Below are 13,011 nucleotides of genomic sequence, written 5' to 3'. Positions count from 1 at the left end.
ATGAAGCCGCAACTCAGCCTGCTGACCCTTTGCCTGTTGCTCGGCGCGTGCGGCAGTCCCGCCCAGCGCCCGGACAGCGACCTCCAGCCGCCCGCTGCCTGGCAATCGCCACACACTCAAAGCGCTACTCGCAGCAACCTGCAATGGTGGACGCAGTTCGGCAGCCCGGAGCTTGATCGCCTGATCGAACAGGCGCGGGTCGGCAGTTACGACCTGGCCGCCGCCATCGCTCGGGTGCGCCAGGCTCAGGCCGACACGGTGATTGCCGGCGGCACGCTGCTGCCGGAGGTCAAGGCCGGCCTGAACGCCAATCGGCAGAAACTATTGCGCGGCAACGGCTACAGCCAGCTCGATGCCGACGGCGACAACAAGGCCGTCGATTACTTTAACGCCAACCTCAGCGCCACTTACGAAGTCGACTTCTGGGGCGGCCAACGCGCCTCCCGCGACAGTGCGCAATTCGGCTTGCAGGCCAGCGAATTCGATCAGGCGACGGTGGAGTTGACGCTGCTCAGCGGCGTGGCCAACAGCTACGCGCAAAGCTTGTCGTTGCGTGAGCAAAGTCGCATCGCAGAGCTGAATCTGACGAACGCGCAGAATGTATTGAAACTGGTGCAGACGCGCTTTGACTCAGGCTCGGCGACGGCCTTGGAACTGGCGCAGCAGAAGAGCCTGGTCGCCGCGCAACAGCGGCAATTGCCACTGGTGCAGCAACAGGCTCAGGACGCACAGATCAGCCTTGCCGCACTGCTCGGCCGGCCGGTGCAGGAGTTGTCTTTGGGTCAGGAACGCTTTGATCAACTGGCATGGCCTACCATTGGCGCTGGCCTGCCCAGCGAGCTGATCAGTCGTCGCCCGGACATCGCCCGCGCCGAAGCGCAATTGGCCGCCGCACAAGCCGACGTCACCGTCGCCCGGGCCGCCATGCTACCGGCCGTGACCCTGAGTGCAGAAATCGGCTCCGGTGCCGACCGCGCCACCGACGTCCTGCGCAACCCCTTCTACAACCTCACCGCCGGACTGCTCGCACCGGTCTTCAACAATGGTCGCCTGAGCGCCGAGCGCGACAAGGCCACGGCCCGTCAGGAAGAACTGCTGGAGACGTATCGCGGGGCGATCATCAATGGGTTCGCCGATGTGGAAAAAGCGTTGAACAGCATTCGCGGACTGGACGAACAGCGGCAGTGGCAAGGTGAAGAGCTGAACCAGGCGCAAACGGCCTTCAACATTGCGCAAAGCCGTTACCAAGCCGGTGCCGAGGATTTGCTGACGGTGCTGGAGACACAGCGCACGCTGTATGCGGCGCAGGATTTGAATGTGCAGCTGCGGTTGTCGCGGTTGCAGGCGAGTATTGCGTTGTACAAAGCGCTCGGCGGAGGGTGGCAGGCGTTGTAATGCGGCGTCTGTCAGGCCGCCTTCGCGAGCAAACCCGCTCCCACATTGGACCGAGGTGTACACAGACCAAATGTGGGAGCGGGCTTGCTCCGGGTGGCGTTCCGACGAAGAACGATAACGCGGTATCACCTGCTTAACTCGTAATCGGTTTAGCCTTCAAATGCCGCGCATACCAAGGCCGCTGCGGCACCTTGCGGAACAGATCCGCCAGTTTCTTCTCGTCATCACCAAAGGTAATCCGCAACGCCAGCTTCATGATTTCCGGGTCCATCTCCACCGATTTGCCAGTCTGCAACCCCGGCGTAGTACTGCAACCATGGGTGCTCGGGCCGAGCCACGGGTCGTCGATCTCGACCCAACGCCCAGGCGCAAACCACGCCACGCCATTGACCTCAAGCCGACTGACCTCCCCCGGATGAAAGCGCTCGTGCGCGCGGAACCAGTCTTCCAGTCGATCATCGATCCAGCCGTGAAAATGCCAGAACACCGGGTTTACATGAGACGAAAACGGGTCGCCGAGGAAGTCGTTTTCCGGCGCATACCAGCGTGCGGAAAAGTCCGCCGGATCCCGGGCAAACGGCACCGGCTGACCGTTGGACGGATCACGCGGCACCGAGGCCCAACGCATGTGCAGCCAGTCGTGCAACCCCAATTCGACCTCTGAACCAAACTGCCCCAGGGTCAACTTCGACAGATAACGCGGATCGCGGTACTGCGATTCCCAGACCTGGAAATTGCTGTGGTAGGTCTCGGCGGTCTTGATGTCGCTGACCCATTGCGAGTATTCGGCATCGTCTTCGGCCAGCCAGGTCGGCGGCAGCGCAGTGCCGTCGTGGTTGTCGAAATAACGGGCGAACCCAACGCGATCACGCGCCAGTTCCGGCTGTGGCAATGGGAAGTGTTGCCAGGACGGCAAGTCCTGCAGGGAGCGCGCCTTGCCTAGCATGTGCCGGTGCATGAAGAAGAAATCCACGCCTGAGCCGTTACGATCCTTGCGCGCGCCACGGGCATCACGCTCCTTGTCCCGCGGGCCAGGCTGCCAGCCAATGCCACGCAGGGCGCCGCGCTTGTCTTCGGACAGGGTGTGCCATTTGTCCCGGGAGGCATGCCAGAGCTGGTGAAACAGTCGATGCTCGGGCGAAACCAGCCAGGCCAGCAACGTCGGATTGAGACCGCTGCGCTCGCGAGCTTCGGGGAACACGCGCTTGACGGCAATGAAGCGGTTGTCCTGGGCCGTCAACATTAACGGACGGTCCAGATTCACCACCCGACCACTGAGAGTGCCGCTGCCAGCGTTGCCGAAACCGGCCCAGACTTCGTCCATCGCCATGCTGAATTCATAATCCGCCGAGCCACTGGCGCTGAGCAGTCGCCAGCTCAATTGCGCCGGTTTGGCGCCGGCCAGATCGCCGAGTACCCAATAACGCGGCGTTTCGTTCGAGCGCAAACGCTCGGCGGTGTCGAGAAACCCGCTCAGGCCGCGACCTTTGTGACCGATGTCGAGAAACACCTCCAGCCCGTCCCGTGGCAGGCCTTCGATGCCGGCGTCTGGCCCTTCGAAACGAATCTGCCAGACACCGCGCAAGGTGTTCGCCAAGTGCTGGCCAGCGACATCCGCGACATCGAATGACGCTTCGCCGGGGGTGATCGTCGGATCCGGTTTCGTCCATTCACGATGCCCATAAAAAGCCGCAGGCACGGCGGCGCCGGTCAGCGCCAGGCCTGCCATGAACCATCGTCGAGAAATCGTCATTGCCCTACCTGTGTCAGCCATGAAGCAGGCTTTATCCAAGCTAGAACGTTTGTTGCCCTCCGAAATTTATGGTGCCTCGAAAAGATCGCAGCCTTCGGCAGCTCTACAGGTGTACGCAGCCCCAATGTAGGAGCTGCCGAAGGTTCGGGCCGCGTTCGGACGATCTTTTCGGGGGAGATCTAAATTTCCTGGTCGGTCACTCGTTCTTCCCAGATAGCAAAGGCCCCCTGTGCCTGCACCTCGACGGCGAACCTGACTGAGACGGCAATGACAAAACCACGTTCGAAAAAGGCTCTTTACATCGGCCTGCCGCTGGCCCTGGCGATCAGCGCCGGTGCAGGCTTTGCGGCCTGGGATTACTGGTTCAAGGACAATCCCGGCTACCCGGTCAAGGTGATGAAACAGGCCGATGAACTGCACGAGCGAATCCTCTCCTTCGACAGCCACGTCACCGTCCCGCTGGACTTTGGTACCGCCGGCAATGAAGCCGACAAGGACGGCACCGGGCAATTCGACCTGGTCAAAACCGGGCGCGGACGTTTGTCCGGCGCGGCGCTGACGATCTTTGGCTGGCCGGAAATCTGGAACGGCGCCAACGCCCCGCACCGCCCAACCGCCGGTTTCGTCGACGAAGCACGGTTCGAGCAGGAAACCCGCTACAAAATCATCAGCACAATGGTTCGCGACTTCCCCAATCAGGTCGCCATCGCCTACACCCCCGACGATTTCCGCCGCCTGCATGGCGAAGGCAAGTTCGCGATCTTCATGAGCATGCTCAACGCCTATCCGCTGGGCAACGACCTGAACGCCCTGGACAAGTGGGCAGCCCGCGGCATGCGCATGTTCGGCTTCAGCTACGTGGGCAACAACGCCTGGGCTGACTCATCCCGGCCGTTGCCGTTTTTCAACGATTCCCGCGACGCCCTTGGCGGCCTCTCGGAGATCGGCAAGCAGGCCGTGCATCGCCTCAACGACCTCGGCGTGATCATCGACGTTTCGCAGATGTCGACCAAGGCGCTGGAGCAAGTTGCCCAGCTGAGCCGTGCGCCGATGGTCGCGTCCCACTCGGCGCCGCGAGGGCTGGTGGACATCCCGCGCAACCTCAGCGATCAGGAAATGCAGCTGATCAAGCACAGCGGCGGCGTGGTGCAGATTGTCGGTTTCCCGACCTACATCCGCCCGCTGAGCCAGGCCACCCAGGACAAACTCAACGCCCTGCGCGCACGCTTCGACCTGCAACCGCTGCAAGGCCTGGAGATGGCGCTGATGCCGGGCGATCCGGTGATCACCGTCTGGTCCGAGCAACGTTTCGGCGAGTACGCCAGTCAGCTCTATGCCATCGTCGACGAGGAACCCAAAGCCACGCTCAAGGACTACGGCGACGCGATCGACTACGCGGTGAAGAAAATCGGCATCGACCACGTCGGCATCAGTTCCGATTTCAACGATGGCGGCGGCCTGGACGGCTGGAAAGACGTCAGCGAGGCACGCAACGTAACGGCCGAGCTGATCAGTCGCGGCTACGGCGAAGCCGATATCGCCAAGCTCTGGGGCGGCAACTTCCTGCGGGTCTGGGACCAGGTGCAGAAGTCTTCCAAGCCTGTGGCAAAAAACTGATCCCCTCTTTGGCAAAAGCGAATCTTGCTCATGACCAACCGTCGTTCATTCCTCAAGCAGGCCGGCATTCTCGCGGCCGGCCTGCCCCTGGGCGCTGCCGTGAACCTGCCGGCGCTGGCCGCCAATCCGGCGCCGCTGGCGAAGGATAAATGGGCGCAACTACGCCAGATGTTCAATCAGGACCCGGATTACCTGCACTTCGCCAACTTTCTGGTGACCTCACACCCAAGACCGGTGCGTGACGCCATCGACATGCACCGCGCCAACCTCGACCGCAACCCCGGCCTGGCCATGGACTGGGACCTTGGGGAAACCGAAAAGCGCGAGCAGGAAGTGCGCGTCTGGGCCAGCCGTTACCTAAAGGCCAAGCCCGAGCAGATCGCCCTCACCGGCAGCACCACCGAAGGCCTTTCACTGATCTACGGCGGCATTCATGTGCGCCCCGACCAGGAAATCCTCACCAGCGAACACGAACACTACGCCACGAACTATGCCCTGGTTTACCGTCAGCAAAAGGACGGCGTCAAGGTTCGCAAGCTCAAGCTGTTCGAGAACAGTCAAAGCATTTCCGTGGATGAAGTGCTGGGCTCGATTGCCAAAGGCATTCGCCCCGAAACCCGAGTGCTCGGCATGACGTGGGTGCAATCGGGCAGCGGCGTCAAACTGCCGATCGGCGAAATCGGCAAACTGGTGGACGAGCAGAACCGCAATCGCGCAGAAAAGGACCGCATCCTGTATGTGGTCGACGGCGTCCATGGCTTCGGCGTCGAGGACCTCGACTTCCCCGACATGCACTGCGATTTCTTCATCGCCGGCACGCATAAATGGATGTTCGGCCCGCGCGGTACCGGGATCATCTGCGCCCGTTCGACCGAGCTCAAGGACGTGACGCCGACCATCCCGACGTTCTCCGAAGCCACCACCTTCTCGACCATCATGACCCCCGGCGGCTATCACAGCTTTGAGCATCGCTGCGCCCTGAACGAAGCCTTCAAGCTGCACCTGGACCTGGGCAAGGCCGAGGTCCAGGCACGCATCCACGCGCTCAATACCTATGCGAAAAACCGCTTGCTGGAGCACCCGCAGATCGAATTGGTGACGCCAAAGAGCCCGGACCTGTCGGCCGGTTTTACCTTCTTCCGGATCAAGGATCGCGACTGCGAAAAAGTCGCCGTCCAACTGATGGAAAACCGCGTGGTCTGCGACTCGGTGGACCGCGACGTCGGCCCGGTGATCCGCATCGCTCCCGGCCTGCTCAACACCGAAAACGATATCGACCGTTTCATGGCGCTGCTGAGCAAGATCGCGTGATGCTGAACCCTGTGGGAGCGGGCTTGCTCGCGAATGCGGACTGCCAGTCAACATGGGTGTCGACTGACACGCCCTCTTCGCGAGCAAGCCCGCTCCCACATTGGACCGAGCGTGACACCCCGCTTTTCTTTAATCGAGATGACGCATGAACAGTGATCTGTTACCCCGCCCGCTCAAGGCACTCGCCCTGACCGCCCTCATGGCCGGTCTACTGTCGACCACCGCCCAGGCGGCCGCCGCCCCGCAACCGGGCAAGGTGTTCAAGGACTGCCGAGACTGCCCGGAAATGGTCGTGCTGCCCGCCGGCACCTTCACCATGGGCACCCCCGATGACGAAGTCGGTCGCGAATCCGATGAAGGTCCGATGCATGACGTGACCTTCGCCAAGCCGTTCGCCATGAGCCGCTTCCAGGTCACCGCCGGTGAATGGGACAGCTACATGCGCGAGAGTGGTGTGACCATCGCCAATGGCGACACCCGGCCGGGTCGCGAGTGCGTCGCCAGCAAGCCGCGCTATCCGCAAAGTCCGCGTCAGCCAGCGGTGTGCATGAACTTCGACGACGTGAAGAACTACGTCGCCTGGCTGTCGAAAAAAACCGGGCAGACGTACCGCATGGTCAGCGAGGCCCAACGCGAATATGCCGCGCGTGGCGGCAGCAAAGGGCCGTTCCCCTTCCCGTTCGATGAGGGCAAGGAATACAGCATCAGCAAACACGCCAACACCTATGGCCCGGCGGACGGTTACAGCTTCAGCTCGCCAGTGGGCAGCTACCCACCGAACGCCTTTGGCATGTACGACATGCACGGCAACGTCTACGAATGGGTAGAAGACTGCGAACACCCTGATTCCGTCGGTGCCCCCACCGATGGCAGCGCCTGGGTCGAGCCTAAATGCAAAGCCGTGCGGATTCGCGGTAACGACTGGGGCGAAGCGCCGGTGTTCTCCCGCTCCGGCAACCGCAACAGCCAGTACCCGCAAGAGCGCGGCGACTGGATGGGATTCCGAATCGTGCGCGATCTCTAAGACACACCCCCAATCCTGTGGGAGCGAGCTTGCTCGCGATGACTGCATCACAGTCGATAGATATGTCGACTGTCAGTCCGCTATCGCGAGCAAGCTCGCTCCCACAGGGTCATGTGTTTGAGTCGCGATCGCCACCAGTCGGCGCCCTTCTAAATTAAGCCTTCCACCAGACGTTCTACTGGGTATCTGCCTTCACGACCCAAGGAACTGTCTTCCATGACCCAGCCTACCCGTGGCGCCATCGGCGAATTGTTCGCCCTGTTGAAACCCTTTCGGCTCATCGTCGCCGCGTCCATTTTCCTGGGCATGGTCGGCGGCCTGAGCGTCACGGTATTGCTGGCGACCATCAACAACGCCCTGCATTCGGACACCGGCCTGACCCAAGGCGTCGTCGCCCTGTTCGCCGGCCTGTGCCTGCTGGCACTGGCCAGTTCGATCTGCTCGGACATCGGCACCAACTATGTCGGCCAGCACATCATCGCCAAACTGCGTAAACAGCTGGGCGAGAAAGTCCTGTCGGCGCCGATCGAACAGATCGAGCGCTATCGCAGCCACCGTCTGATCCCGGTGCTGACCCACGACGTCGACACCATCAGCGACTTCGCTTTCGCCTTCGCGCCGCTGGCCATTTCCGTCACCGTGACCTTGGGCTGCATGGGCTACCTGGCCATTCTGTCGTGGCCGATGTTCCTGATCATGGTCGCCGCCATCCTGATCGGCACAGCGATTCAGGCCTACGCCCAGAGCAAAGGGGTGCAGGGTTTCATGGCCGCCCGAGAGGCCGAAGATGAACTGCAAAAGCACTACAACGCGATTGCCGAAGGCGCCAAGGAACTGCGCATTCATCGCCCACGCCGCCAGCGCATGTTCGTCTCGGGCATCAAGGCCACGGCCGAGTTCATCTGCAACACCCAGGTGCGTTCGATCAATACGTTCGTGATTGCCAAGACCTTCGGCTCGATGCTGTTCTTCGTGGTCATCGGCCTGGCCCTCGCGCTGCAAACCTTCTGGCCGAGCGCCGACAAAACCGTGATGAGCGGTTTCGTGCTGGTGCTGCTTTATATGAAAGGCCCGCTGGAGCATTTGATCAGCACCTTGCCGATCGTCAGCCGCGCGCAGATCGCCTTCCGCCGCATCGCCGAACTGTCGGAGCAGTTTTCCACCCCGGAACCTCATCTGTTGCTGAGCGATAAAGGCAACGTCAAGCAAGCGGTACACGAACTGAAACTGGCCGATGTACGTTTCAGCTTCCCGGCTGCCGAAGGTGCTGCACCGTTCCAGCTAGGGCCGGTCAACCTGACGATCAAGCAAGGCGACATCACCTTTATTGTCGGCGAGAACGGGTGCGGCAAGACCACGCTGATCAAACTGCTGCTGGGCCTGTACACGCCGCAGCAGGGTGCAATCCACGTCAACGGCGAAGTGATCGACGCCGCCAACCGCGATGACTATCGCCAGTTGTTCACCACCATTTTTGCCGACTATTACCTGTTCGACGACGTGGTCCAGGGCGATACACACCTCCCCGAAGACGCCAACAAATACCTGCAACGGCTGGAGATCGCGCACAAGGTCAGCGTCAAGGACGGCAACTTCACCACCACCGACCTCTCCACCGGCCAGCGCAAACGCCTGGCATTGGTCAATGCGTGGCTGGAGGAACGTCCAGTGCTGGTGTTCGATGAATGGGCGGCCGACCAGGACCCGACCTTCCGACGGATCTTCTACACCGAGCTGCTGCCGGACCTCAAGCGTCTGGGCAAGACCATCATCGTGATCTCCCACGATGACCGTTATTTCGACGTGGCGGACCAACTGGTGCGTATGGAAAGCGGACGGGTCGTCACGGAACTGGCTCCCGCCTGAAACAGAAAACCGCGGTCTGTGTAGCAGCTGGCGAAGCCTGCGTTCGGCTGCGAAGCAGTCGCCAATTCGGCTCGCGAGGTTTTCCTGATTCACCGCGGATTCTGGTTTTACGACTGCTTCGCAGCCGAACGCAGGCTTCGCCAGCTGCTACATAGATCGCGTTGCGGCGGCCTTCATAAATTTATTTAACGGGTTTCTTTCCGGTTTTACGCTCGTGCTGCGTCTAATAATCATTCCTATTAACAAAAACTCTGCACAACACTTTTTCAGGAGCTCAGGTAAGTAATGCGACCTCAAACACGCCGCACACCTCTCGCGCTGGCCGTACAGCGCCCGACTTTGCATCGCACCCTGTTCACTAGCGTACTGCTGACCGCCACCTTGCTGGGGAGCTCGATGGCCAATGCTGCACCTGTAAAAGTGAACATTGCAGGTCAATCGCTTTCCAACGCGCTGACCGAACTGGGCATGCAGACCAACCTGCAAATCCTCTACAGCCCGGATCAGGTTGCAGGGATCAAGTCTCGCGCGGTATCCGGTTCACTGGAACCGTCCGATGCCCTCGCCGCCCTGCTGAAAGGCACTGGTATTTCGTTCCAGATCAGCGGTAATACCGTCACCCTGGTGTCCGGCGGCGGCTCGAGCCTGCAACTGGGCGCAACCACCATTTCCGGCCAGGCCCTGGGCCTGACCACTGAAGACACCGGTTCCTACACCACCGGCGCCACCACCACCGCGACCAAACTGCCGCTGACCCTTCGCGAAACACCGCAATCGGTGACCGTGGTGACGCGTCAGCAAATGGACGATCGCGGCGCCAAGAGCGTCGGCGACGTATTGCGCAACACCCCCGGCATCACGGCGCAGAAGTACGACAGTGACCGTACCGAGTTTTCCGCCCGTGGCTTTGCCATCACCAACTTTCAGTACGATGGCGTCAACATCCCGTACGACGGCGTTTACGGTGAAAACCCTAACAACAGCGACGACGCCGCCAGCCTCGATCGCGTCGAAGTCATCAAAGGCGCCACCGGCCTGATGACCGGCGCGGGCGACCCGTCTGCCACCGTCAACCTGGTGCGCAAGAAACCGACCAAGGACTTCAAGGCATCGGTCAGCGCCACCGCTGGCTCCTGGGACAACTACCGCACCGAAGGCGACATCTCCGGTTCGCTGAACGATTCCGGCAGCGTGCGCGGCCGCTTCGTCGGTGCCTTGCAGGACAAAGATTCGTACATCGATCATTACAGCCAGAAGAAAGACCTGTACTACGGCATCCTCGAAGCTGACCTGACCGATGACACCCTGTTGACCCTGGGCGTCGACAAGTCCAGTGCCACCCCGCGCGGCAGTTCCTGGACCGGTAACGCGCCGTACTTCACCGACGGTGGCCGCACCGACTTCTCTCGCAGTTTCAACCCGGGTGCCGACTGGAGCCGTCGTGATTTCGACAGCGTCACCTACTTCTCGTCGCTGGAACAAGCACTGGCCAATGACTGGAAATTCAAGGCCAGCTTCGACCAGAAAACCACCGATCATGACACCCGACTGGCCTCGGCCAGCGGGGGTTCTGCGGACCGCGCCACGGGCGAAGGCAATTTCCTTTACTGGGGGCGCTGGGAAGGTCATCGCGTGCAGAACACGGCTGACGTGAACGTCTCCGGTCCGTTCTCACTGGGCGGTCGCGAGCATGAACTGGTAGCCGGCTTCATGGCATCGCACTCGCGCCAGACCGGCGCAACGTACGACACCAGCGCCTTCGAACTGGTGCCGGGCAGCATCTATGACTGGAACGGTAGCCTGCCGAAACAGGACTTCCCGAAAAACGGCAAGTACGAACGCACCCAGAGCCAGAACGGTCTTTACCTGGCCACGCGCCTGCGTCCGACCGACGACCTGTCGTTCATCCTCGGCAGCCGTCTGAGCACCTTCAAATACAACGAAGACTACTCGTACTATCCGGGCGGCACCCTCACCGACACCCACGCCAGCTACAAGGAACACGGCGTTGTCACGCCTTACGCCGGTGTGGTCTATGACCTGGACGATACCTATTCGGTCTACGCCAGCTACACCAAGATCTACCAGCCTCAGATCAACAAGGACATCAACGGTGCGACCCTGGCACCGGTCGAAGGCGACAGCTACGAAACCGGCCTGAAAGCGGCCTACTTCGAAGGCAAACTGAACGCCAGCCTGGCATTCTTCCGCATTGAGCAGGACAACGTCGCTCAATCGGTCGGCACCGATGTGAATACCGGCGATGGCATTTTCAAAGCCACCGACGGCGCCACCACCAACGGAGTGGAACTGGAACTGGCCGGCGAACTGGCACAGGACTGGAACGTGTCTGCCGGCTACACCTACGCCCGCACCCGTGACAAGGACGAACAACGCATCTTCGGTTTCCCGCTGGCCACCAGCAAACCGGAACACGTGATTCGTACGTTCACCACCTACCGTCTGCCCGGCGCGCTGGACCAGTTCACCGTCGGTGGCGGTGTCAGCTGGCAGAGCGCGTTTTACGGCCAGAGCTACAGCCCCAACGTGGGCGGTGGCGAGGGCGGCAGCACCTCTCTCAAACAAGGCGGCTACACCCTCGTGGACCTGATGACCCGTTATCAGTACGACGAACACCTGAGCTTCACCGCCAATGCCTACAACATCTTCGACAAGAAGTACCTGACGGGCCTGGGCAACTTCGGCACCACGTTCTACGGCGAGCCGCGTAACCTGCAGATCACCGCGAAGTATGATTTCTGAGTGGCTGAGCTGAAATGAAAAATGCCCGTATCGTGAGATGCGGGCATTTTTTTTATGGCTGTGAGATTTGTGTCGACTGTGATGCCGTCATCGCGAGCAAGCTCGCTCCCACAGTGGATCTGTGGTGGATACAAAACCTGCGTACACCGAGATCAAATGTGGGAGCGGCGGTGCGACGATTCGACTTGCTCGCGAAGAACGATGACACGGTGGTGCTGGCTAGTCTGGATCATTCCCAGGCAGAGCAATCAGACTTCAGATCAAAGCCGCGAACGCACCCACTCCGCCACTTCCGCATGAATCCCCTCAACCTCCCCCAACAACCCCGCCATGCGCAAAAAGTCATGGGTCATCCCAGGCTGTTCCAGCAACGTCACCTCATTCCCGGCAGCACGCAGCCGCTCGGCATACGCCAACCCTTCGTCATGCAACGGATCATGCCCGGCCAAGTACACCAGTGCTGGCGCCACGCCTGACAGATCCTCCGCCAGCAACGGCGAGCAGCGCCAATCAGCCAGATCCTGCGGCGTGCGCCCGTAATGCGCATAGAACCAATCCAGCGTCGGCGTCTCCAGCAAATAACCCTCGGCGAAATCCCAATGCGACGCGCGCTTGGTCGTGGCATCCGTCACCGGGTACACCAACAGTTGCGCCTTCGGTTTCAACGCCAGTTCCTCAGGTTCACGCACGGCCATGATCGACAACACCGTCGCCAGCGTCGCACCCACGCTATCACCGGCCACGGCCACTCGCGTTGCGTCCAGGCCATGTGCCGCGCCCTCGCGCACCAGCCAGCTCCCCGCATCGCAGGCATCCTGCACCGGCGTCGGGAACCGCCATTCCGGGGCCAGGCGATAATCCACCGTCAACAAGGCAAAACCGCCTTGGGAGGCCAGCCGCCGGCACAGCGCATCATGGGAATCGAGACTGCCGACCACATACCCGCCGCCATGGAAATACAACACCACCGGTTGCAGCCCATCGACCGATTGCCCATCGCGATACACCCTTGCCGACAAACTGTGGCCATCTCGCGCGGCGATGGTGAAGTCCTCGCAGGCAACGCTGTCCAGCGGCACATCGAGAAATCCCGATGACGCTTCGAAATCGATCCGCGCCTGTTGCGGCGACTGTTCATGCATCGCGCGACTTTTACCGGTCATCCGGCCGAACTCGGCGAGTTCTAGAAATGCTTCAAGTTCTGGCAACACGGACATGGGACGAATCCTTCTACACAAAGAGGTCAATACAAAATCCTGATACGAACGACGCTTGAGTAGGA

Annotated in this window: 8 protein-coding genes; 6 read left to right on the top strand and 2 right to left on the bottom strand. The window is 61.0% G+C overall.

All coding sequences use genetic code 11. The features are described from left to right. The gene (locus E3W21_RS30445) at positions 1 to 1,395 is read left to right on the top strand and encodes an efflux transporter outer membrane subunit (RefSeq protein WP_134423425.1); all 1,395 of its coding nucleotides are present in this window, start codon (positions 1 to 3) and stop codon (positions 1,393 to 1,395) included. Positions 1,396 to 1,528: 133 nt separating this feature from the next. Here the strand turns inward: E3W21_RS30445 and E3W21_RS30440 are convergent, their stop codons facing one another. Next, positions 1,529 to 3,148: a PvdJ/PvdD/PvdP-like protein gene (locus tag E3W21_RS30440; RefSeq protein WP_134423423.1), complete on the bottom strand. Its 1,620-nt coding sequence runs from the start codon at positions 3,146 to 3,148 to the stop codon at positions 1,529 to 1,531. 267 nt (positions 3,149 to 3,415) lie between these two features. On the opposite strand from E3W21_RS30440, the gene pvdM reads away from it, so the two are divergent. From pvdM to E3W21_RS30410, 5 genes are all read left to right on the top strand, one after another. After that, a complete protein-coding gene (gene pvdM / locus E3W21_RS30435) occupies positions 3,416 to 4,765 on the top strand; it encodes a pyoverdine-tailoring dipeptidase-like protein PvdM (RefSeq protein ID WP_134423421.1) in 1,350 nt (449 codons plus the stop codon). A gap of 30 nt (positions 4,766 to 4,795) precedes the next feature. After that, positions 4,796 to 6,076: an aminotransferase class V-fold PLP-dependent enzyme gene (locus tag E3W21_RS30430; RefSeq protein ID WP_134423419.1), complete on the top strand. Its 1,281-nt coding sequence runs from the start codon at positions 4,796 to 4,798 to the stop codon at positions 6,074 to 6,076. Between the two features lie 145 nt (positions 6,077 to 6,221). Beyond that, a complete protein-coding gene (locus tag E3W21_RS30420) occupies positions 6,222 to 7,100 on the top strand; it encodes a formylglycine-generating enzyme family protein (RefSeq protein ID WP_134423417.1) in 879 nt (292 codons plus the stop codon). A 216-nt stretch (positions 7,101 to 7,316) separates the two neighbouring features. Then, on the top strand, positions 7,317 to 8,966 hold the full coding sequence (locus E3W21_RS30415; protein ID WP_134423415.1) for a cyclic peptide export ABC transporter: 1,650 nt from the start codon (positions 7,317 to 7,319) through the stop codon (positions 8,964 to 8,966). A 285-nt stretch (positions 8,967 to 9,251) separates the two neighbouring features. Then, a complete protein-coding gene (locus E3W21_RS30410; protein ID WP_134423413.1) occupies positions 9,252 to 11,729 on the top strand; it encodes a TonB-dependent siderophore receptor in 2,478 nt (825 codons plus the stop codon). A 260-nt stretch (positions 11,730 to 11,989) separates the two neighbouring features. Here E3W21_RS30410 and E3W21_RS30405 read toward each other — a convergent pair whose 3' ends face one another. Further along, entirely contained in the window at positions 11,990 to 12,946 is a 957-nt protein-coding gene (locus E3W21_RS30405; RefSeq protein ID WP_134423411.1) for an alpha/beta hydrolase, read from the bottom strand. Positions 12,947 to 13,011: the final 65 nt, after the last annotated feature.

It is taken from the genome of Pseudomonas sp. F01002 (assembly GCF_004402115.1).
Lineage (GTDB): Bacteria > Pseudomonadota > Gammaproteobacteria > Pseudomonadales > Pseudomonadaceae > Aquipseudomonas > Aquipseudomonas frigoris.
The sequence above is the reverse complement of the archived record's forward strand: the minus strand, read 5'-3'. Positions and strand labels throughout refer to the sequence as shown.

Excerpts from the sequence above, each read along its gene's own strand:
- E3W21_RS30440 (WP_134423423.1), bottom strand. The coding sequence starts at position 3,148 with ATGACGATTTCTCGACGATGGTTCATGGCAGGCCTGGCGCTGACCGGC.
- E3W21_RS30430 (WP_134423419.1), top strand. The coding sequence starts at position 4,796 with ATGACCAACCGTCGTTCATTCCTCAAGCAGGCCGGCATTCTCGCGGCC.
- E3W21_RS30415 (WP_134423415.1), top strand. The coding sequence starts at position 7,317 with ATGACCCAGCCTACCCGTGGCGCCATCGGCGAATTGTTCGCCCTGTTG.
- E3W21_RS30405 (WP_134423411.1), bottom strand. The coding sequence starts at position 12,946 with ATGTCCGTGTTGCCAGAACTTGAAGCATTTCTAGAACTCGCCGAGTTC.
- pvdM (WP_134423421.1), top strand. The coding sequence starts at position 3,416 with ATGACAAAACCACGTTCGAAAAAGGCTCTTTACATCGGCCTGCCGCTG.
- E3W21_RS30410 (WP_134423413.1), top strand. The coding sequence starts at position 9,252 with ATGCGACCTCAAACACGCCGCACACCTCTCGCGCTGGCCGTACAGCGC.
- E3W21_RS30420 (WP_134423417.1), top strand. The coding sequence starts at position 6,222 with ATGAACAGTGATCTGTTACCCCGCCCGCTCAAGGCACTCGCCCTGACC.
- E3W21_RS30445 (WP_134423425.1), top strand. The coding sequence starts at position 1 with ATGAAGCCGCAACTCAGCCTGCTGACCCTTTGCCTGTTGCTCGGCGCG.